This is a genomic window from Curtobacterium sp. UNCCL17, assembly GCF_000686685.1.
Classification (GTDB): Bacteria; Actinomycetota; Actinomycetes; order Actinomycetales; family Microbacteriaceae; genus Curtobacterium; species Curtobacterium flaccumfaciens.
This window is the reverse complement of the sequence record NZ_JMLI01000022.1, coordinates 119990-139736: the sequence shown is the minus strand read 5'-3', so window position 1 is coordinate 139736 and position 19747 is coordinate 119990. Positions and strand designations below refer to the sequence as shown.

The window sequence follows — 19747 nt, the reverse complement described above, 5'->3', positions numbered from 1 at the left end:
AGCCCGTCCGCCGGAACCGAGCCGGGCCTCCAGGCCGTGTGCCACCGGGGCCCACTGGGCGTACCGTGACTGCCGATCCACTCAGGAAGCCGTCTCGGTGCGACCGAGCACTTGCGGCAGTTGTAACTTTGCAGGCAGCGCAAAAATCGTTCTGCCAGCGCATCGGTACCCCGGGAGACCCTGCTCATGACCCAGACGGCGACCGCCCCCGCGGCCCCCACCACGGCGTCCAACGTCGTGATGAACCACCGACAGATCCTGTTGGTGATCTACGGCCTGATGGCCGGCATGTTCCTCGGTGCCCTCGACCAGACGATCGTCGGCACCGCGATCCGCACCATCGGTGACGACCTGCACGGACTCGACCAGCAGGCCTGGGTCACCACCGGGTACCTCATCGCATCGACGGTGACGACCCCGATCTACGGCAAGCTCTCCGACATCTTCGGTCGCCGGCCGCTCTTCATCACCGCGATCGGCATCTTCATCGTCGGTTCGTTCGCGGCGTCGTTCTCCGACTCGATGCTCATGCTCGCCGGGTTCCGCGCGCTGCAGGGCCTGGGTGCCGGCGGTCTGATGTCCCTGCCGCTGGCGATCATGGGCGACATGCTCGCCCCACGCGAGCGGGCGAAGTACCAGGGCTACTTCCTGGCGGTCTTCGGCATCTCGTCCGTCATCGGGCCGCTCGTCGGCGGCGTCTTCGCCGGCGCGGACCAGCTGCTGTTCATCGCCGGCTGGCGCTGGGTATTCCTGATCAACGTGCCGATCGGCATCATCGCCCTGTTCATGGTGCTGACGTTCCTGCACCTGCCGAAGTTCGGCGACCGGGGCAAGCCCCGCATCGACTGGTGGGGTGCGACGCTCGTCATCGTCACGCTCGTGCCGCTGCTGCTCATCGCCGAGCAGGGCCGCGAGTGGGGCTGGGACTCCCCCGCCGCCTTCGCCTGCTACGCCATCGGCGCCCTCGGCCTGATCGCGTTCATCATCGTCGAGCGGGCCATGGGCGACGATGCGATCCTGCCGATGAAGCTGTTCGGATCGCGGGTGTTCTCGATGTCCGCGATCCTGTCCGTGCTCGTCGGCTTCGGCATGTTCGGCGCGATGCTGACGATCCCGCTCTACCTGCAGATCGTCAAGGGCGTGACCCCGACCGAGTCCGGCTTCGCCATGCTGCCGATGGTGCTCGGCCTGATGATCTCGTCGATCGCCTCCGGTCAGATCATCTCGCGGACCGGCAACTACCAGGTCTTCCCGATCACCGGAACGGCGTTCACGGCGATCGGCTTCACGGTCCTGACGTTCCTGACCGCCGACCGGCCCCTGTGGTTCCTGATGCTCGGCATGTTCGGCATCGGGCTCGGACTCGGGCAGCTCATGCAGACGCTGACCCTCGCCGCGCAGAACTCGGTGTCACCGCGGGACATCGGTGTCGCCACGAGCGCCGCGACGTTCTTCCGCCAGATCGGCGGCACGATGGGCACCGCTGTCCTGCTCTCCGTGCTGTTCACCCTGATGCCGACGAACATCAGCGCCGCGATGCAGAACGAGTCCGACCTGAAGAGCGCGCTCAACGCCGCGATGACGCCCTCGGTCGCGAACGCGTCGAGGAACCAGGGCGTGATGGACGAGATCTGGACGAAGATCGTCGACCCGGTGCAGAAGAAGGTGCAGGACGGTCTCGACCAGGGCACCGCGCAGGCGAAGCAGGCCGCCGACGCCGCCGTGACCAAGCAGGTGACGGCAGCCGTGCAGCAGCAGGTCGCCGCGGGGACCGTCCCGGCCGCCGCAGCGGACACGATCATCGCCCAGCAGGTCGACGACGCCAAGCCCGCAGCCGAACAGCAGGCGCTCGAGACGGCGGCCACGAAGGCGAACGCCTCGGTCGTCGACGGCACGCTGCAGATCGACTACTCCGACAAGGGGCAGCGGGAGAACGTCGTCGAGCAGGTCGCCCCGACGCTCATCAAGCAGCTCAAGAGCGGCGACTCGGCCGCGAGCTCGTCCACCGACTCGGCGACGAGCGACACGTCGTTCCTGAACGGGGCGGACCCCCGGCTGAGCCGTCCGTTCCTGGTCGGGTTCAGCGACTCGGCCGTCCGCGTCTACTACGTCGGCCTCGCGGTGATCCTGCTCGCGTTCGTGCTGACGTGGTTCTTCCGGGTGCCGCCGCTCCGCAAGACCTCGGCGCTGCAGGAGCAGGCCGATGCCGCGCGCACGGCTGCCGGTGCGGGGTCGGACGGGAGCGCCGCTGCAGCCGCTGCCGCCGCCGCACCTGGAGCCGGTCCGGTGCCGACGGGGTCGTTCCCGACCTCGCCCGACGTTCCGACGTCGCCGGACGTGCAGCCGCGGTCCGCCCGGGCTGCCGGAGCGTCGGACGTCTCGGTGCTGCCGCACGGGGTCGACGACACCCGCGCGCCGCTGCCGAACGCCACGACGCACGGTGCACACTCGGCGGCTGCGCCGGTCGACGAGCCCCCGACGACGACCGGCGCCATCCGGACCCGGGCTGCCCACGCCGCCCCGGTCGTGGAGCCGGACGCCCACGGGGCCGGAGCCGATGCGGCGGAGGCGAGCCGGGCCTCCCGGCCGGACGCTGACGACGCGCACGCACACGGGCGGCACTCCGCGGAGTAGTCGGCGCTGGCGCTCGCTCGCTCATGCCGAACGACGAGGTCGCTGTCGTACGACAGCGACCTCGTCGCATCTGCGCGCGTGCAACTGTTGCGGCCGCGCGGGAGCGACACCGTCGACGTCGTGCGACATCGACATCGACGCTCCCGTGCGGAGGCTACGAGCGCTCTCGCTCGCGCATCTCGACGTAGTCCCCGGCAGCGCACGCCGAGGTACCGCTGACCGTGTCGCCCCCACCGAGGTCGGAGGACTGGAACCCGATGTCCGCCACGCCGTCCCCGCTGCCGTCGACGCCGCTGGAGGACGCGTCGGCATCGGAGAACCGCTTCGTGTCGAGTCCGCGCTCGCCCCACAGCTTCTCGAGCGTCCGGATCCCCTGCTCGACGTCGCCGCGATCAGCACGGGACTTGATGTACGTGTAGTTCACACCCTCACCGACGCCGCGCTCGTCCTCACACGTGCCGAGCCGCGGCCCTTCCTGGGCCGTCCACGTCCCTCCGAGCGCATCGGTCGTGTCGTCGACGAGCTGCTGGATGCTGCGCTTCGCATCGGCCGGCTCCTGGGTCGGTCGGTTCTCCATCTGTCCTCCAGAACAGCCGGCAGTCGTGCCGACGATCGCGATCGTGGTCACGGTGACTGCGATCCACTGCCTCAGGGCGGTCATCGGTGTCGGTTCTCCGTTGGGTCGTCGGGTCGAGGGATCGTCGGGTCGTCGGGTCGAGGGAGCCGTTGCCGTTCTCGGTGCCGCGCCTCAGACCGCCGGCGCTGCGTCCCCCGCCGCTGCCGCCGGCGCTCCAGCCACCTCGAACGACGCACCCGGCAACCGCTTCCGCATCACGTCGATCGCCGCAGGGTTGTCGTCCACCAGTACGTACCGCCGCCCCAACGCCTGTGCCACGGCGCCCGTGGTCCCGCTGCCCGCGAAGAAGTCGAGCACCCAGTCCCCCTCGCGTGAGGACGCCTGCACGATCCGCCGCAGCACCCCCTCGGGCTTCTGCGTGGGGTAGCCGGTCTTCTCGCGGCCGGTCGGCGAGACGATCGTGTGCCACCAGACGTCGGTGGGCAGCTTGCCGCGCTCGCGCTTCTCGGGGGTGACGAGACCCGGCGCCATGTACGGCTCGCGGTCGACGGCCTCGGAGTCGAACCAGTACCGCGACGGGTCCTTCACGTAGACCAGGATCGTGTCGTGTTTCGTGGGCCAGCGCGTCTTGGACTTGGCACCGAAATCGTAGGCCCACACGATCTCGTTCAGGAACGACTCACGGCCGAACAGCGCGTCGAGCAGCACCTTGGCGTAGTGCGACTCGCGGTAGTCGAGGTGCAGGTACAGCGTGCCGTCGGCGGCGAGCAGCCGCCAGGCCTCGATGAGTCGGGGTTCGAGGAACGACCAGTAGTCCTCGAACCGGTCGTCGAAGCACATCAGGTCGCCGCGCACCCGCTCGTAGGTCCGGCCGTGGAATCCCATCACGGGACCGTCGGCCTTCGGCACGGCGGACGTCGCGTGCCGACGCTGGTACCGGCCGGTGTTGAACGGCGGGTCGAGGTACACCAGCGTGAAGGACCCGTCCGGGTAGGCGGGGACCACGTCGAGGGCGTCGCCGAGGACGACGCGGTCCGGGCCTCGGTCGTCTCCCCTGCGCACGGACCCATTGTCGCGCACCGAGCGAGCACGCTCGACGCGCACCGCACCGCACCGCACCGCACCGCACCGCACCGCACCGCACCGCACCGCACCGAGCGAACACGCACCGCACGCCCAGGCCCCGGCGTACGGTCGAGTGCATGGCAGCAGCACCCGAGGTCCGCAACGACACCGACAAGCAGCAGTACTCCCTGATCGAGGACGGCGAGGTCATCGGCCTCGCGGCGTACGAGATCGACGGCGACGAGATCCGCTTCGTGCACACCGAGGTCGATCCCGAGCACCGCGGTGGTGGCCACGCGTCGATCCTGGTGCAGCACGCCCTCGACGACGTGCGTGCGAGTTCGTCACGCCGGGTCGTCGCGCAGTGCAGCTACGTGCACGCGTGGATCGAGCGGCACCCGGACTACCAGGAGCTCACGACGCGCTGACGCGGGCGACGCACAGACGAGCGCGGCGCCCGTCCGCTCAGTACGAGCGGTCGTGCGTCCCCACGCGGGCCTCGTGCCGCCCGGCGCTCCGCACCGTCGGCACCCGGATGAGCACGCTGCCGCTGAGCAGGTCGTGGTCGTCGTCCGCCGGTGACGGGGCCTGTTTCGGCAGGCGCGCCTGCCGTTCGTACTCGGCTTGCGTCTCGTGCCGGGTCGGTGCGAACACCTCGTCCAGCATCCCGACCATGCCTCCGGATCCACCGCTCCGCTGGGATTTGTTCGACAGGTCGATCCACCCCATGCGATCGGCGATCCACACCACGACGGCCACGGCGGCCACCGCCCCCAGGAAGATCAACCAGTTCACGGCAGCGACGCTACGTGGGCTGCGCGGCGAGCGGATCAGCCGCGCGGGGGATTCTCATCATCCACACGTCTGGTTCATGAGGTCGAGGCGCACACTCGAGGAAGCGGCGGCCGGGACGTCCCCCCTCAGCTCCGGCCGTCGCGTCCACCGTCGATCGGAACGGGGCTCACGGCACCCGCTCGAGCCACTCCTTCGTCGCGAACTTCGTCCGCACCAGCTCCTGTGCCCGCTCGCGCTCGGCCTCGGTCACGTGCCCCTCGGTCGCCCCGTACAGGCGGGTGAAGGTGCCGATCAGCCGCTCGATGATCTCGGCGCGGGACAGCCCCGTCTGCGAGCGGAGCGGGTCGACGCGCTTCGCGGCGCTGGTGGTGCCCTTGTCGCTCATCTTCTCGCGCCCGATGCGCAGCACCTGCACCATCTTCTCGCCGTCCATGTCGTAGCTCATGGTGGCGTGGTGCAGCAGCGAACCGGTACCGAGGCGCTTCTGGGCGGCACCGCCGATCTTGCCCTTGGTCGAGGTGATGTCGTTGAGCGGCTGGTAGTACGCCTCGATGCCGAGCGACTTGAGCGCCTCGATCACCCATTCGTCGAGGAACGCGTACGAGTCGGCGAAGGTCATGCCCTGCACCAGGTCGGACGGCACGTAGAGCGAGTACGAGATCACGGCACCGGCGTCCATGAACATCGCGCCGCCGCCGGAGATCCGTCGGACCACCTGCACGCCGTACTTCTCGGCGCCGGCGGGGTCGACCTCGTTCTTGAGCGACTGGAACGAGCCGATCACGACGGCCGGCTGGTCCCACTCCCAGATGCGCAGCGTGGGACCGCGACGGCCTGCACCGACCTCTTCGGTCAGCACCTGGTCGAGCGCGAGGTGCTCGTTCGGGCTGATCGGCCCCTCGTGCACGATCTGCCAGTCGTGGTCGCGCCAGGTCGAGGCCCGCGACAGCGCGCGGCGCACCGCGACGCCGACGGACTCGGGCGTGAAGCCGAGCAGCACCGCATCGGTCGGCAGGGCCGCCCGCACGGCTGCGGCGATGCCCGCGGCGTCGGTGGTGGCGGGGAGCCCGTTCACGGCCGCGTCGATGAGCGGCAGCGCATCGTCGGGTTCCAGGAAGAAGTCACCCGCCAGGCGGAACTGCTGGATCGTGCCGTCGACGACCTCGAGGTCGACGACGACCAGCTTGCCTCCGGGGACCTTGTACTCACCGTGCATGCCGCAACCCTATTCCGGACGGCCGACTGCCCGGCAGTGGGCCGGCCTGGTGACGGACTGGAGGCCCGTGGCGGCGTCGCCACGGGCCTCCAGTCCGGCACCGGTCGCGTCGCAGGACGCGGCGAGTGCCGTCAGCGCGCGGTCACACGGTCGAGCCACGCGACCAGGTCGCCGATGACCTCTGCGCGGTTCGTCTCGTTGTAGACCTCGTGGCGTGCGCCCTCGTACACCTGCACGGTCACGTCGGACAGCCGGCCGCGTCGGCGGTACGCCTGCGCCAGACGCTCGATCGAGCGCGGACCCCCGAGGGTGTCGTCGGAGCCGACCTGCAGCAGCATCGGCAGGTCGTGCGGGATCCCCCGCCGCGGCACCCCGAGCAGCCGGAGGGTGTCGGCGAGCCCGAACAGCCCGATGACGTCGGCCTCGACCGCCAGGGGGTCGAGCGCCATCGCGTCGATGATCGTGCGGTCGCGGGTGAGCCACTCGTACTTGGTGGGACCCGACCCCGCGTGCCGGGCGTTGAGGTCGCCGCTGTTCATCCAGCCGGGCAGCCGGTAGGCACTCGCGGACAGGACGACGCCGTCGTAGCGGTCGGATGAGGTGTTCACGATCCGCTGCGCCATGAGCGACCCCCACGAGTGCCCGAGCAGCACGAGCGGCAGCCCGGGTTCGTCGGCCCGCGCGACCGCGCTCATCTGCTCCACCGCGGCGATCGCCGCGCGCAGCCCGCCGGGGCCGAGCCGCCCGAGCTTGGCGTGGTCGCCGTCCCACTGGGTCAGGCCGGTGCGTCCGTGCCCGCGGTGGTCGTTCGCGTGCACGGTGTAGCCGGCGCGCACCAGGTCCTGCGCGAGCGGTTCGTACCGGAGCCCGTGCTCCCCGACCCCGTGCGCGATCTGCACGACACCCTTCGGCCGCGCCGCACGCCAGGTCGAGTAGACGATCTCGACGCCGTGGGCGTCGGTGAACGAGGCGTCGCCGCGAGCGGCGGAGAAGGTGGGCACACTCGCATCCTTTCAGACACTGCCATCCTCGCAGACGCGCTCCATCCCGGACCTGTTCACCCGGCGTTCACGCAGGGGGTTCCGGGCGGGCCTAGCGTCCTGCGCATGGACGTCATCGTCATCGTCACGCTGGTGATCGTCGTGGCCCTCGTGTTCGACTTCACGAACGGCTTCCACGACACCGCGAACGCCATGGCCACGTCGGTCGCCACGGGAGCGCTCAAGCCCCGGACCGCCGTGCTCATCTCCGCCGTGCTCAACGTGGTCGGCGCGTTCCTGTCCACCGAGGTCGCCAAGACCGTCTCGCAGGGCATCATCCGTGAGGGGCAGGACGGCATCCACATCTCCCCCACGATGATCTTCGCGGGGCTCGTCGGCGCGGTGCTCTGGAACCTGGCGACCTGGTACCTCGGGCTGCCGTCGTCCTCCACGCACGCGCTCTTCGGCGGGCTCATCGGCGCCTCGATCATCGGGGCCGGTCTGAACTCGATCAGCTGGGCGACGGTGGTGTCGAAGGTCGTGCTGCCGGCGCTGCTCTCCCCGGTCATCGCCGGGGTGATCGCCCTGGTCGCGACGTACCTGGCGTACGTGCTCACGAAGAACGCGACGACGCACGGTGCGGCGACGGGGTTCCGGCACGGGCAGACGATCTCGGCGTCGCTGGTGTCGCTCGCACACGGCACGAACGACGCGCAGAAGACGATGGGCGTCATCACGCTGACCCTCATCGCCGCGAACTACCAGGCCGCCGGCACCGGTCCGGCGCTCTGGGTGATCCTGGCCTGCGGGCTCGCGATCGGCCTCGGCACGTACATGGGCGGCTGGCGGATCATGCAGACCGTCGGCAAGAAGATCTCCGACGTGCAGTCGCCGCAGGGCTTCGCCGCCGAGACGAGCTCCGCCGCGACGATCCTCATCTCGTCGCACCTGGGCTTCGCGCTCTCGACGACCCACGTGACGAGCGGCGCGGTCGTCGGTTCGGGGCTCGGCAAGAAGCTCGCCGACGTGCACTGGTCGGTCGTCGGCCGCATCGTCGTCGCGTGGGTGATCACGCTGCCCGCCGCTGCGGTGGTCGGGGCGCTCGCGACCTGGCTCGCGTCGACCTCGGCCTTCGGGCTGGTGCTCGTCGCGGTCCTCGCCCTGGCCGGCGGGCTCACCTTCTACGTCCTCGCCAAGCGCAAGCCGATCTCGCACGAGGACATCACCACCGAGTCCGGGCCGGCCGAGCAAGCCGAGCCGCAGCCGACCGGCGCGACGAACTGAGGGGAACGACGATGGACATCGACTTCACCGCGATCGGCACGGTCGCCGGCGTCGGCTTCGTGGCCGCCGTGGGCCTGGTGCTCGTGTACACGCTCGGCCTCCGGTTGCTCGGGACCGGGCAGCCGGACGACGCGGGCGGCGAGCGCACGCAGTACTCCGACGAGACCCCGCGCTCCGGGCACACCCCGCCGGCGGCACTGGCGGGAGCCGTGGTGTGCTTCGCGCTGTGCATCGCCGCGGTGCTGGCGGGCATCTGGTTGACGATCCCCCAGTTCCACTGAGGACGTTCCTTCCCAGAACACCCGCGATGCCTGGTGGAATCGGGCGTACCTGGTCAGAACTTCCGACCAGGCACGCCCGATCCGACCAGGCACGCCCGGAACCCCCGCCTGGGATGATCGACGGGTGACCACCCACCACCACCTCGACGCCACGGTCGACTCCGCAGTCGACGTCTTCACCGCCGAACGCCAGCCGGTCCTGACCGTGGAACCGGGCGACACGGTGACGGTCCGAACCCTGAGCGCCGCGGGCTACACGGAACGCCAGCCGGGCCCGGGCCTGGACGCCCCGACCCTGATCGACCCGCGCCGGGGCCACTGCCTGGTCGGGCCGATCGCCGTCGCGGGAGCACGTCCGGGGATGGTCCTGGCGGTGCACTTCGACGGCCTCGTGCCCGACGACTGGGGCTACACGGCCTCGGGTGGGGTCGACTCCCCGGTGAACCGCGCACTCGGGCTGACCGATCCGGCGTCGCGCGGCCCGCTGCTCTGGGACGTCGACGTGCCCGCCGGAGTCGCCGTGAACCAGCTCGGCCTCGGGGTGCGGACGGCACCGTTCCTCGGCGTCGTCGGCGTCCCACCCGAACCCACCGGGGAGCACTCGACGATCCCGCCCCGCACGGTCGGCGGCGGCAACGTCGACTGCCGCGAGCTGATCGCCGGCTCCACCCTGTACCTGCCCGTGACGGTGCCGGACGCCCTGCTCCACGTCGGCGACGGGCACGCGGCCCAGGGCGACGGCGAGGTCTCCGGGACGGCGGTCGAGTGCGGCATGACCACGACGATGACCCTGACGCTCCTCGACCGGGCTCCGGTCGACGGTGTGCACGCCGACACCCCCGCCGGACGCATCACCTTCGGCTTCGATGCCGACCTCAACGTCGCGACGGCCACGGCGCTCGACCGGATGGTCGACTGGATCGCCGGGCTGCACGGGATCGGCCGCGCCGAGGCACTCGCGATGGCGAGCGTGGCGGTGAGCATGCGCATCACGCAGGTCGCGAACCGCACGTGGGGCGTGCACGCGCTGCTCCCGCACGACGCGATCCTGACGGACGCGCGGCACTGAAGGACGGGAGGCCCACCCACCGCGAGCCGACCGGCGCACGCTGGGCGGGCCTCCCGTCCGACGGTCCTTCCCATCGCACCCGCGCTGGAAAGCGGAAACGGGCGTACCTGGTCGAAAGAACCGACCAGGTACGCCCGTTTCGACCCGGCACGCCCGGAACGACCAGGTACGCCCGACCCGTCAGTGGGCGGAGTAGCCGCCGTCCACCAGGTGGTAGCTGCCCGTGATGAACGAGGCCTTGTCGCTCAGCAGGAACAGCACGAGCGCGGCGACCTCGGCGACGGTGCCGAGCCGCTTCGTGGCGTGCTCGTCCTCGAGTGCCGCGACTGCCTCGGGCGAGAGCGACTTCCGGAGCAGCGGGGTGTCGATGAACCCGGGGCCCACGGCGTTCGTGCGGACGCCCTGCGACGAGTACTCGAGCGCGGCGACCTTGGTCAGTCCGGCGAGCGCGTGCTTCGAGGTGACGTACGCCGCGTTCTGGGCCATCCCGACCACGCCGAGCACCGACGCCATGTTCACGATCGCGCCACCGCCGGCGGCCACCATCGCGGGGATCTCGTAGCGCAGCCCGTAGAAGACGCCGTCCAGGTCGACCGCACGGACGCGGTCCCAGGCGGCGATGTCGTACTCGCCGATCGGCTGCGGTGCCGCAGCGATGCCGGCGTTGTTCACGGCGAGGTGCAGCGCGCCGAACGTGTCGACCGCGAACTGCACCATGCGCTCGTTGTCCGCGGCGACCGCGGAGTTCGCCTCGAACGCGCGAGCGGTGCCACCGGCCTCGACGATCGACGCGGCGACGCGCTCGGCGCCCGCCAGGTTGATGTCGGCGACGACCACCGTGGCGCCCGCCGCTGCGAGCTCCTTCGCGACGGACTCGCCGATGCCGCTGCCACCACCGGTGACGACGGCGACCTTGCCCTCGAACTCGGACATGTTCTCCTTCTCTCTCGGCAACACGTGTTGTCTAAGAGCACGGTACACCCGAAATCCAGTTCGTTCGCTGAACTAATGAGCTAGGCTAACGACCGATGACCGACGCCACCGACCTCCGCATCGCGGTGAACCGGCTGTCCCGCACCCTCCGTGCCCAGAAGGCCGACTCGAGCGTCACGGACGCGCAGTTCTCCGCCCTCGCCCGACTGCACCGCGACGGCGCCATGACCCTGGCCGACCTGAGCCGACAGGACGGCGTCACCCCGCCGTCGATGACGAAGACCGTCGCGGTGCTGGTCGAGCGGGGCCTGGTGTCCAAGTGCGGGCACGGCGACGACCGCCGCAAGGTGCTGCTCGGTGCGACATCCGCCGGAGCCGCCTTCGTCGAGGAGACCCGACGCCGCCGCGACGGCTGGCTCTCCCCGCGACTCGCAGCACTCACCGCCGCCGAGCGGAGCACCCTCGCCGACGCCACCGAGATCATGAGGAGGCTGGCCCAGCAGTGACCGCCATGTTCCGCTCCCTCGCCGGACGCAACTACCGCATCTGGTTCGCCGGGGCCCTGGTGTCGAACGTCGGCACCTGGATGCAGCGCACCGCCCAGGACTGGATCGTGCTGACCCAGTTCTCGGACAACAACGCCGTCGCGGTGGGCATCACGATGGCCCTGCAGTTCGGCCCGCAGCTGCTGCTCCTGCCGCTCACCGGGCTCGCAGCCGACCGGTTCGACCGCCGGAAGATGCTCATGCTCACCCAGGGCCTGATGGGACTGCTCGGGCTGGGGCTCGGCGTCATGGTCCTCACGCACACCGCCACCCTGCTCGCGCTGTACGGCTTCGCCCTGGCACTCGGCATCGTCGCCGCGTTCGATGCCCCGATCCGGCAGGCCTTCGTCTCCGACGTCGTGCAGGGCGAGGACGTCTCGAACGCCGTCGCCCTGAACTCCGCGTCGTTCAACGCCGCACGCCTGATCGGCCCCGCGGTCGCCGGCGTGCTCATCGCGGCGATCGGCTCCGGATGGGTGTTCGTCATCAACGCCGGGTCGTTCCTGGCCGTCCTGCTCGCACTCCGCTTCGTCGACCCCGCCCAGCTCGCCGAACGGGTCCGGGCAGGCCGCGGCAAGGGACAGATCGTCGCCGGCTTCCGGTACGTCCGCACCCGACCGGACATCGTCGTCGTGCTCTGCATGATCTTCGTCGTCGGCACGTTCGGCGTGAACTTCCCGATCTTCACCTCGACGATGGCGCGGGTCGAGTTCCACCAGGGCGCCGGCGAGTTCGGGCTGCTCAACTCGGTGATGGCGATCGGCTCGGTGCTCGGCGCGCTGCTGTCCGCCCGCCGGGACAAACCGCGGATGCGCACCCTCGTCCTCGCCGCCGGCGGGTTCGGGCTCGCGTGCACGGCCGCGGCCCTCGCTCCGACGTACTGGACCTTCGCGATCGTGCTGGTGTTCGTCGGGCTCGCGTCCCTGACCTTCATGACCACGGCGAACGCCCTGGTGCAGACCACGACGAAGCCCGCGATGCGCGGCCGCGTGATGGCGCTCTACATGGCGATCTTCGCGGGCGGCACCCCCATCGGCGCCCCGCTCGTCGGTGCCGTCGCCGACGCCTTCGGCCCGCGCTGGGCGATCGTCGTCGGCGCGGCCTCGGGCTTCGTCGCACTCGGGATCGCGCTCGTCTGGCTCGTCCGGTACCAGCGGGTCCGGCTGCGCTACGACGCCGACTCGCGGCTGCACCTGGCGATCACGCACGCCGTGCCGGTGGTCGGCTCACGCGCGGCGCTCCGCCGCGAGCTGGAACGCGACGAGGCGCTCGCCGACCGCTCCAGCGCCGTCTGACGGACCGGCGGGTCGCCCTGCCCGTCGGCCGACGGCCCGTGACGCACCGGCCGTCGGACGGGAGGCCCGCACCGGCGCCGCCACGGTCCTCCCGTCCGACGCCACCCGGGCCCACGGCCGCGGTCACGACGCGCGGACCAGCCGCCTTCCGCCACACGCGCGCCGAGCCGGCGCCGAACACGGGCTCCGGGTGGGTTCAGAGGACGGGTGCGGACGACGCGAAGACACGCTCGTCGAGGGCCGCGGCGACGCGGTCGGCAGCCACCGCCAGCCGTTGCCCGACATCACCCGCCACCGCGAGCGCCGACTCCTCGGGGATGCCGTCGAGCAGGGCGCGGACCTCGTCGAACCCGGCGACCTCGTCCGCGACGCAGGACGGGGCGACGTCGGCCAGGCACTCGGCCGCGCGGTGCACGGTGAAACGCAACGACCGCGGGCTGTGGGCGTCGAGGAGCAGGAAGGCGGCGGCGTCGGACGGCACCGGTGGGTGGTCGCGTCCGCGCAGGAAAGCCTCGCCCGCGCCGCACGCCCGGAGCGCCGCCGTCCACGAGGTGACCGCGTCCGGCTCGAGCAGCCGTGACGCCAGCAGCCGTGCGGTGGAGGCGCAGCGGGTGAGTGATCGCCCGAGGGTGAAGAACTCCCACACCTCGTCACGGCTGGCGTCGCCCTCGACCACCCCGATGGCGAGGGCACTGCGCTCCCGCACCCAGCCGAGGAACTCGTGCGCACGGTCGGGGGCGATCTTCCGGGGCATCCGCGACCGCGTGACGTCGAGGCAGTCCCAGAGCTCGCTCGAGACGACCTCGCGGGCACGGCGTGCGTGGTCGCGGGCGACGGCGACCGCGGCGGCGATGGACGCGGGTTCGTGCCGGTCGAGCGCGAGGGCGTCGACGGTGGCGGCGCGGTCCGGGTCGTTCGCGGGGCCGGTGGTCCCGATGACGCTGCGGAGCTCGGTGGACACGAGCCGGTCGTCGTCGAGGGTGCCTGGTTCGCGGCGGGCGACGTAGACGTCGAGCAACCGTGCGACGACGTCGGTGCGCTCCACCGCGCTCCCCACGTGGAAGACGTTCCCCGCGAGGCGGCTCAGCACGGCTGCTCCTGCATGTCCAGAACCTAACGAGCCGGCGTTGCCGGGGTGTTACAGAACCGCGTCACGGGTGTTGCAGGTGTCCCGTCTCCGCGCTCGCTAGACAATCTAACTAGAGCGTCTAGCATTGGGGCATGACGTCCGAGGTGATGACCAGCACCGCGGGGTACTGGTACGAGGACTCCGCGGTCTCCGCCGTGGACGTCCTCAACGCCCTGCGGCGGTACCGAACGGCCGAGAGCGCTGCCCAGCGCCGAGCGCGCGAGGCACTGGGGATCGGCGAGAACGCACTGCTGGCGCTCCGGTTCCTGATCGAGGCCGAGCACGACGGCCGCACCGTCAACGCGAAGGACCTCGCCGAGCGGCTCGAGATCACGGCGGCGTCGACGTCGGCGCTCGTCGACCGGCTCGTCCGCAGCGGTCACGTCGAACGGCACGCCGACCCGAACGATCGCCGTGGCGTGATCCTCACCGCCACCGGCACCTCGATGCGGCACGCGCTCCGGGTCATCGAGGAGCTCGACGCCCGCGCGCTCGAGGTCACCGAGCACCTGCCGAGCAACGAGATGGCCGTCGTCGTGGACTTCCTGGACGAGATGGTCCGCGTCGTGGACGAGCTCGACGGCGGGTCGGACCACCTCCGTCGCGCGTAGCCTGGTCCGCATGGACCCTCGCGGCGAGCACCACCCCGAGGACGACATGCCGTTCGCCGAGCTCGACTCGCGGGCCCGTGCCGACGCAGCACTCCGACGCATCCAGGCCGGGTCCGATCCGGCTCGTGAGGCGTTCGACCTCGCCAACACCATGAACGACGAGGCCGTGGGGCGGCTCACGAAGCGCCTGCGGCGGTTGTTCCGTCGGGGCTGATCAGTCGGCGGAACCGTGCGTGTGCGTGTGCGTGTGCGCGTGCCCGTCCCCGTCCCCGTGCGTCAGAACGCGGTGCCGACCGCGGCGATGTCGTCGCCCCCGTGCCCTGCCGCGCTGGCATCGGCGTAGACGCGCCCGAGTGCCTCGAGCAGCGTGGTGGACACCCCGGCGGTCCGGGCGGCATCGGTGATGAGTCCGATGTCCTTCCGCAGTCCGTCGAGTGCGAACTGGGCGGGGAACTCGTGGGCGATCATCGCGGCACCCTTGGTGTGGGCGTAGGCGGAGTCGCTCGCGCTGCCCTCGATCGCCTGCAGGAACAGCGCAGGGTCGAGCCCGAGTGCCGCCGCCAGAGCCAGGGACTGCCCGGTCGCCGCGGTGATCGACGCGATCCAGGCGTTCGCGGCGAGCTTGAGTGCGGTGCCGTCGCCGACGTGGTCGCCGGCACGGACGGTCTTCGCGCCGATCGCGTCGAGCACGGGGTCGACACGGTCCAGCAGGTCCGCGGGGCCGGCCGCGAGCATCGTGAGCTTGCCCTGTTCCGCGGGGGCCTTCGTGCCGAGCATCATGGCCTCGACCAGGGTGATGCCGTACTTCTCGGCCAGTTGCACGACCGTCGCGGTGCCGTCGACCCCGATCGTCGAGGCCTGCACCCACACGGCGTCGGTCGGGGCGTCACCAGCGGCCTGCTCGAGGACGTCGACGACCGCATCGGTGTCGAACAGGGTGAGCAGGACGACCTCGGCGTGCTCGACGGCACTGCCCGGGTCACTCGCCACCGTTGCGCCGCGGTCCCCCAGGGGTGCGGCCTTGTCGGCACTCCGGTTCCAGACCGTCACCTGGTGGCCGTCACGGAGCAGCGATCCAGCCACGCCGGCGCCCATCGCACCCGTCCCCAACACCGTCACTCGCACGTGCGTCTCCGTCCTGGCGCGGCTCCGTACCGCGACCGTCCCGACGCTACGCCCGCCGCCGTCAGAGGAGGCCGCGAGCCTGCAGCCAGGCGGCCGGGTCGATCGGGGTGCCGGCCACGATGACCTCGAAGTGCAGGTGCGCGCCGGTCGAGACACCCGTGTTGCCGACGGCCCCGAGGCGTTCCCCCGCGCGGAGGACCTGGCCGGGGCGGACGTCGATCGCCGACAGGTGCCCGTACCGGGTCGCGGTGCCGTCGGCGTGCTGCAGGAGGACCTGGTTGCCGTAGCCACCGAGCACACCCGCCGAGACGACCCGGCCGGGCAGCGCCGCGACGACCGGGGTCCCGATGGCCGCGGCGAAGTCGACCCCCTGGTGGTTCGACGAGCAGGCCGCGCAGCCGACGACCCAGCGGGAGCCGAAGCCACCGGCGTCGGGGACCGCACCGACCGTGGGGCGGACGGCTCCACCGGTCGGGCCCGAGCCACCGGGGACCCGGAGGGCTGCCGCGGCACGACCCACCGAGAAGTCGTCGCGGCCGGCGGTCGGCCCGGACGAACCGTCGGCGACGAAGTGCTGCATGCCGGCCGATGCCGACGTGGCTTCCGGAGCGGCCGGAGCGGCGACGGCGGTCTGCGGGGAGCCGACCGCGACGAACAGGCACGTGACGGCGGTCACCGCCGCGGCGGGCAGTGTCCGCCGGGCGGGGATCCGGAACGACGCGAGGCGGCGGCGCGCGGGAGCGGCGGCCTGCGTGGGCCGGGTCGGCCGCGCGGCCAGCGTGGACCGGGTCGGCCGTGCGGACTGCGCGGGCCGGGTGGAAGCCGGGGTGGCGGGAGGGGACACCGCCACCCCGGCGGCTCGGAGGGGCCCGGGCTGTGCAGCGTGCCGTGCACGGCGCAGCGGGGGCTCGGTCGGTCGGTCGGCGGTACGGCGCTCGGCTCCGCGCGGGCGCCGGGGCAGACCGTCGTCGAGGGTCGTCATCGTGCGGTGACCGGCCCGGTCAGACGCGGACGACGCCGTCACGGGCGATCCGGTCGAGCTCGCACACGACGGCGTCGACGACCGCTCGGGTGATCGCGTCGGCGACGGTCTCGACCAGGACGAGGTGCTCGGGACGGATCGTGACCTCGGTCACGAGGGCCGATGCCACCCGCACCGGGATCTCGTCGATCGCGGCGACGAGGGCGGCCGGCACCAGCGTGGAGTCACCGGGGCGGACGGGCGCGGAGATCGGCGAGGTCGGCACCGGGGTCACGACGGCGAGCGCCGGCGACGGGGTGGAGTGCACGGTGGAGTGTGGAGCGTCGGCCTGATCGCGACGCTGGGCGATGGAGTCGAAGAGCGGGGTGGAGGACATGCTGCGGACGGTCCGATCTGGATGTCGTGGCTGGTCGTTCTCGGGCGACCGGCGATGGCGGCGTGCCGAGCGGCACGTCCGCCATTCAACCATCGATATTTCAGATGTGCAATAGTGACCGGACAGTCGCAGCGATCAGTCCGGGTCGACGGCAGCCGCGGTCGGATCGTCCGGCTGCAGTGCACGACGGACCCGTTCCACGATCGTCGCGGGCGGGTTGTTGTAGGCGTTCGCCGGCTCCTGGCCGCTGAGCTCCTGGATCGCCGCCATCACCGCATCGGTCGCGTGGCGCCGAGCACGACCGGACGACGCCTCGCCGAAGGACGACAGGTCGATCGGCTGCCCGAACTCGATCGTCACGCGGGCGAGCTTCGGCAGCCGGGACCCGACCGGCTGCACGTCCTCGGTGCCGGTGAGCGCGACGGGCACCACAGGGGCACCGCTCGTCAACGCCAGCCACGCCACTCCAGTGCGGCCCTTGTAGATCCGGCCGTCGAGCGAGCGCGTGCCCTCCGGGTAGATCGCGAACGCCTCGCCCTCCTGCAGGCGTGCCAGCCCGAGGTCGAGGGCCTGCTGGGCCGCCGCACCCGCGCCACGCTCGACCCCGATGGCGCCGATGCCACCGAAGAACGCCCGCGAGACGGCTCCCTTGAGCCCCGAACCCGTGAAGTACTCCTGCTTCGCCAGGAACGACACCTTGCGCGGCGCCATGAGCGTGATCGCGGGCGAGTCGATGAAGGATCGGTGGTTGCTCGCGAGGATCACCGGGCCACGCTTCGGGACGTTCCGACGACCGATGATCTTCGGCCGCCACAGCAACCGGGCGAGCGGGGTCACCACCGCGCGACTGAGCACGGTGGCGAACTTCGTCGAACCGGACACCGGACCTCCTCGTGGTGACGAGCTACCGAGTGTAATGAGGCGCGCGGAGGGCACATGCCCGGAACGGCATGCAGTGGTGGCCGGGCGTCAGTCGGCAGCGGCGACGACGTCGAGGACCGCTCGCCCGTAGCGCTCGAGCTTCGCCGCGCCGACGCCGGAGATCTCGCCGAGCTGGTCGACGTCGGCCGGGCGGACGGCGGAGATGCCCCGGAGCGTCGCGTCGTTGAACACCACGTACGCGGGGACGCCCTGCTCGCGGGCCTCGGCAGCACGCCAGGCACGCAGGGCCTCGAACAGGCCGACGGCTTCCTGCGGCATGTCGGTGACGACCGTTCGTCGACTGCTGCGGCCGGCCCGCGGCGCCTTGACCGGGTCGCGACGCATCCGCACCTGCACCTTGCCGGTCAGGACCTCGGCGCTCGTGGGACTGAGGACGACCGTGCCGAAGCCGTCGCCCGACACCGCCGCGTAGCCCTGGGCCAGCACCTGTCGGGCGACCGCGCGCCACTCACCCTCGGACAGGTCGGCACCGATGCCGAAGGTCGCCAGGGTGTCGTGCTGGAGTTCCTGCACGCGGGGCGACCGCTTGCCGATCAGGATGTCGACGAGGTGCGAGACGCCGTACCGCTGGCGGCGCTCACGCTCGAGCCGCACGACGGTGGACAGCAGCTTCTGCGCGGGGACGGTGCCGTCCCACGACTCCGGCGGCGCGATGCACGTGTCGCAGTTGCCGCACGCCGTGCTCTCCTGCCCGAAGTACGCGAGCAGCCGCACCCGGCGGCACTCGATCGTCTCGCACAGGCTGAGCATGGCGTCGAGGTGGGCGCTGAGCTGCCGACGGTGTGCGGCGTCGCCCTCGGACTGGTCGATCATCCGCCGCTGCTGCACGACGTCGTTCAGGCCGTACGCGAGCCACGCGGTGGCCGGCAGCCCGTCACGACCCGCACGGCCGGTCTCCTGGTAGTAGCCCTCGACCGACTTCGGCAGGTCGAGGTGCGCCACGAACCGGACGTCGGGCTTGTCGATGCCCATGCCGAACGCGATGGTCGCCACCATGACGACGCCGTCCTCGCGCAGGAACGTCGACTGGTTGCGGGCACGCACCCGGGCGTCGAGGCCCGCGTGGTACGGCAGGGCGTTGATCCCCTGCTCGGCCAGGGCGGTCGCGGTGCGCTCGACGGAGTTGCGGGACAGGCAGTACACGATGCCGGCGTCGCCGCTGTGCTCCGTGCGGATGAAGGTGAGCAGCTGCTGCAGCGCGCCGGTCTTCGGCTCGATGCGGTACTGGATGTTCGGCCGGTCGAAGTCGGCGACGAAGTGTGCGGCATCGTCGAGGCCGAGCCGGGCGGAGATCTCGCGGTGGGTCTGCGGCGTGGCGGTGGCGGTGAGGGCGATGCGCGGCACCGTCGGCCACCGCTCGTGCAGGACGCTCAGCTCGAGGTAGTCCGGGCGGAAGTCGTGGCCCCACTGGGCGACGCAGTGCGCCTCGTCGATGGCGAACAGCGAGACGCGCGCCCGGTCGAGGAGCGCACGGGTGGACTCGAGCCGGAGCCGCTCGGGCGCGAGGTAGAGCATGTCGACCTCGCCCTGCACCACGGCACGCTCGACCCGGGACCGTTCGTCGGGGCCCTGCGTGGAGTTGAGGAACGCGGCCCGGACGCCGTTCGCCGCCAGGGCGTCGACCTGGTCCTGCATGAGGGCGATGAGCGGCGACACCACGACCCCGACTCCGTCGCGGACGAGCGAGGGCACCTGGTAGCAGAGGGACTTGCCACCACCGGTCGGCATGAGCACCAGGGCGTCACCACCGGCCACCACCTGGTCGATGATGGCCGCCTGCTCACCGCGGAAGTCGTCGTAGCCCCACACGCGGTGCAGCACGTCGAGCGCAGCGGCACGGGGTGCGGACACGGCAGCGGGAGCAGGCACGGCAGCGGGCGCGGGCGCGGGCGTGGTGCTCATGCCACG

At 71.5% G+C, this 19747-nt stretch carries 21 protein-coding genes; 9 read left to right on the top strand and 12 right to left on the bottom strand.

Translation table 11 applies throughout. The features are described 5' to 3' along the window. Positions 1–186: 186 nt before the first annotated feature. Positions 187–2634, top strand: coding sequence for an MDR family MFS transporter (locus BR70_RS0104425; protein WP_027465077.1), 2448 nt, complete (start codon positions 187–189; stop codon positions 2632–2634). Positions 2635–2788: 154 nt separating this feature from the next. Here the strand turns inward: BR70_RS0104425 and BR70_RS0104420 are convergent, their stop codons facing one another. Together BR70_RS0104420 and BR70_RS0104415 are read right to left on the bottom strand one after the other, a co-directional pair. Next, positions 2789–3295, bottom strand: coding sequence for a hypothetical protein (locus tag BR70_RS0104420; RefSeq protein ID WP_027465076.1), 507 nt, complete (start codon positions 3293–3295; stop codon positions 2789–2791). An 87-nt stretch (positions 3296–3382) separates the two neighbouring features. Beyond that, positions 3383–4273 carry a DNA-methyltransferase gene (locus BR70_RS0104415; RefSeq protein ID WP_027465075.1) on the bottom strand — a complete coding sequence of 297 codons (891 nt, stop codon included), beginning with the start codon at positions 4271–4273 and terminating at the stop codon, positions 3383–3385. A gap of 140 nt (positions 4274–4413) precedes the next feature. Here BR70_RS0104415 and BR70_RS0104410 point away from each other — a divergent pair, with 140 nt between their 5' ends. Further along, a complete protein-coding gene (locus BR70_RS0104410; protein WP_027465074.1) occupies positions 4414–4704 on the top strand; it encodes a GNAT family N-acetyltransferase in 291 nt (96 codons plus the stop codon). Positions 4705–4741: 37 nt separating this feature from the next. On the opposite strand, the gene BR70_RS22125 is transcribed toward BR70_RS0104410, so the two are convergent. The 3 genes from BR70_RS22125 to BR70_RS0104395 form a co-directional block, all read right to left on the bottom strand. Further along, positions 4742–5071, bottom strand: coding sequence for a hypothetical protein (locus BR70_RS22125; protein ID WP_051596634.1), 330 nt, complete (start codon positions 5069–5071; stop codon positions 4742–4744). 166 nt (positions 5072–5237) lie between these two features. Beyond that, on the bottom strand, positions 5238–6287 hold the full coding sequence (locus tag BR70_RS0104400; RefSeq protein ID WP_027465073.1) for a lipoate-protein ligase LplAB: 1050 nt from the start codon (positions 6285–6287) through the stop codon (positions 5238–5240). Between the two features lie 131 nt (positions 6288–6418). Next, positions 6419–7288: an alpha/beta hydrolase gene (locus BR70_RS0104395; RefSeq protein ID WP_027465072.1), complete on the bottom strand. Its 870-nt coding sequence runs from the start codon at positions 7286–7288 to the stop codon at positions 6419–6421. A gap of 105 nt (positions 7289–7393) precedes the next feature. Between BR70_RS0104395 and BR70_RS0104390 the strand changes: the two genes are divergently transcribed. The 3 genes from BR70_RS0104390 (at position 7394) to BR70_RS0104380 (ending at position 9901) form a co-directional block, all read left to right on the top strand. Beyond that, positions 7394–8551, top strand: coding sequence for an inorganic phosphate transporter (locus BR70_RS0104390; protein ID WP_027465071.1), 1158 nt, complete (start codon positions 7394–7396; stop codon positions 8549–8551). 11 nt (positions 8552–8562) lie between these two features. Then, positions 8563–8832, top strand: coding sequence for a hypothetical protein (locus tag BR70_RS0104385; RefSeq protein ID WP_027465070.1), 270 nt, complete (start codon positions 8563–8565; stop codon positions 8830–8832). A gap of 124 nt (positions 8833–8956) precedes the next feature. Further along, complete coding sequence (locus tag BR70_RS0104380) at positions 8957–9901, top strand: acetamidase/formamidase family protein (protein WP_027465069.1); 945 nt, start codon at positions 8957–8959, stop codon at positions 9899–9901. Between the two features lie 180 nt (positions 9902–10081). On the opposite strand, the gene BR70_RS0104375 is transcribed toward BR70_RS0104380, so the two are convergent. Next, complete coding sequence (locus BR70_RS0104375) at positions 10082–10834, bottom strand: SDR family NAD(P)-dependent oxidoreductase (RefSeq protein ID WP_027465068.1); 753 nt, start codon at positions 10832–10834, stop codon at positions 10082–10084. A gap of 95 nt (positions 10835–10929) precedes the next feature. On the opposite strand from BR70_RS0104375, the gene BR70_RS0104370 reads away from it, so the two are divergent. After that, a complete protein-coding gene (locus BR70_RS0104370; protein WP_027465067.1) occupies positions 10930–11340 on the top strand; it encodes a MarR family winged helix-turn-helix transcriptional regulator in 411 nt (136 codons plus the stop codon). A 5-nt stretch (positions 11341–11345) separates the two neighbouring features. Beyond that, positions 11346–12674 carry an MFS transporter gene (locus tag BR70_RS0104365; RefSeq protein WP_051596638.1) on the top strand — a complete coding sequence of 443 codons (1329 nt, stop codon included), beginning with the start codon at positions 11346–11348 and terminating at the stop codon, positions 12672–12674. Positions 12675–12870: 196 nt separating this feature from the next. On the opposite strand, the gene BR70_RS19525 is transcribed toward BR70_RS0104365, so the two are convergent. Further along, positions 12871–13764, bottom strand: a complete 894-nt coding sequence (locus BR70_RS19525) for an alpha-E domain-containing protein (protein ID WP_051596633.1) — start codon at positions 13762–13764, stop codon at positions 12871–12873. A gap of 131 nt (positions 13765–13895) precedes the next feature. Here BR70_RS19525 and BR70_RS0104355 point away from each other — a divergent pair, with 131 nt between their 5' ends. Next, complete coding sequence (locus BR70_RS0104355) at positions 13896–14414, top strand: MarR family winged helix-turn-helix transcriptional regulator (protein ID WP_027465065.1); 519 nt, start codon at positions 13896–13898, stop codon at positions 14412–14414. Between the two features lie 10 nt (positions 14415–14424). Further along, positions 14425–14628, top strand: coding sequence for a hypothetical protein (locus BR70_RS0104350; protein ID WP_027465064.1), 204 nt, complete (start codon positions 14425–14427; stop codon positions 14626–14628). A gap of 62 nt (positions 14629–14690) precedes the next feature. Here the strand turns inward: BR70_RS0104350 and BR70_RS0104345 are convergent, their stop codons facing one another. The 5 genes from BR70_RS0104345 to recQ form a co-directional block, all read right to left on the bottom strand. Continuing rightward, positions 14691–15527 carry an NAD(P)-dependent oxidoreductase gene (locus BR70_RS0104345; protein WP_035808124.1) on the bottom strand — a complete coding sequence of 279 codons (837 nt, stop codon included), beginning with the start codon at positions 15525–15527 and terminating at the stop codon, positions 14691–14693. 73 nt (positions 15528–15600) lie between these two features. Next, positions 15601–16521: a M23 family metallopeptidase gene (locus tag BR70_RS23570; RefSeq protein ID WP_197019616.1), complete on the bottom strand. Its 921-nt coding sequence runs from the start codon at positions 16519–16521 to the stop codon at positions 15601–15603. Between the two features lie 19 nt (positions 16522–16540). Continuing rightward, positions 16541–16897 carry a hypothetical protein gene (locus tag BR70_RS0104335; protein ID WP_027465062.1) on the bottom strand — a complete coding sequence of 119 codons (357 nt, stop codon included), beginning with the start codon at positions 16895–16897 and terminating at the stop codon, positions 16541–16543. A gap of 135 nt (positions 16898–17032) precedes the next feature. After that, the gene (locus BR70_RS0104330) at positions 17033–17779 is read right to left on the bottom strand and encodes a lysophospholipid acyltransferase family protein (protein ID WP_027465061.1); all 747 of its coding nucleotides are present in this window, start codon (positions 17777–17779) and stop codon (positions 17033–17035) included. Positions 17780–17866: 87 nt separating this feature from the next. Continuing rightward, a complete protein-coding gene (gene recQ / locus BR70_RS0104325) occupies positions 17867–19741 on the bottom strand; it encodes a DNA helicase RecQ (RefSeq protein ID WP_051596631.1) in 1875 nt (624 codons plus the stop codon). Between the last annotated feature and the right edge of the window lie 6 nt (positions 19742–19747).

Bases quoted from the DNA above. Each gene is read 5' to 3' on its own strand.
- BR70_RS0104425 (WP_027465077.1), top strand. From the start codon at position 187: ATGACCCAGACGGCGACCGCCCCCGCGGCCCCCACCACGGCGTCCAAC.
- BR70_RS0104420 (WP_027465076.1), bottom strand. From the start codon at position 3,295: ATGACCGCCCTGAGGCAGTGGATCGCAGTCACCGTGACCACGATCGCG.
- BR70_RS0104410 (WP_027465074.1), top strand. From the start codon at position 4,414: ATGGCAGCAGCACCCGAGGTCCGCAACGACACCGACAAGCAGCAGTAC.
- BR70_RS0104400 (WP_027465073.1), bottom strand. From the start codon at position 6,287: ATGCACGGTGAGTACAAGGTCCCCGGAGGCAAGCTGGTCGTCGTCGAC.
- BR70_RS0104390 (WP_027465071.1), top strand. From the start codon at position 7,394: ATGGACGTCATCGTCATCGTCACGCTGGTGATCGTCGTGGCCCTCGTG.
- BR70_RS0104385 (WP_027465070.1), top strand. From the start codon at position 8,563: ATGGACATCGACTTCACCGCGATCGGCACGGTCGCCGGCGTCGGCTTC.
- BR70_RS0104375 (WP_027465068.1), bottom strand. From the start codon at position 10,834: ATGTCCGAGTTCGAGGGCAAGGTCGCCGTCGTCACCGGTGGTGGCAGC.
- BR70_RS0104370 (WP_027465067.1), top strand. From the start codon at position 10,930: ATGACCGACGCCACCGACCTCCGCATCGCGGTGAACCGGCTGTCCCGC.
- BR70_RS0104365 (WP_051596638.1), top strand. From the start codon at position 11,346: ATGTTCCGCTCCCTCGCCGGACGCAACTACCGCATCTGGTTCGCCGGG.
- BR70_RS0104355 (WP_027465065.1), top strand. From the start codon at position 13,896: ATGACGTCCGAGGTGATGACCAGCACCGCGGGGTACTGGTACGAGGAC.
- BR70_RS0104350 (WP_027465064.1), top strand. From the start codon at position 14,425: ATGGACCCTCGCGGCGAGCACCACCCCGAGGACGACATGCCGTTCGCC.
- BR70_RS23570 (WP_197019616.1), bottom strand. From the start codon at position 16,521: ATGACGACCCTCGACGACGGTCTGCCCCGGCGCCCGCGCGGAGCCGAG.
- BR70_RS0104335 (WP_027465062.1), bottom strand. From the start codon at position 16,897: ATGTCCTCCACCCCGCTCTTCGACTCCATCGCCCAGCGTCGCGATCAG.
- recQ (WP_051596631.1), bottom strand. From the start codon at position 19,741: ATGAGCACCACGCCCGCGCCCGCGCCCGCTGCCGTGCCTGCTCCCGCT.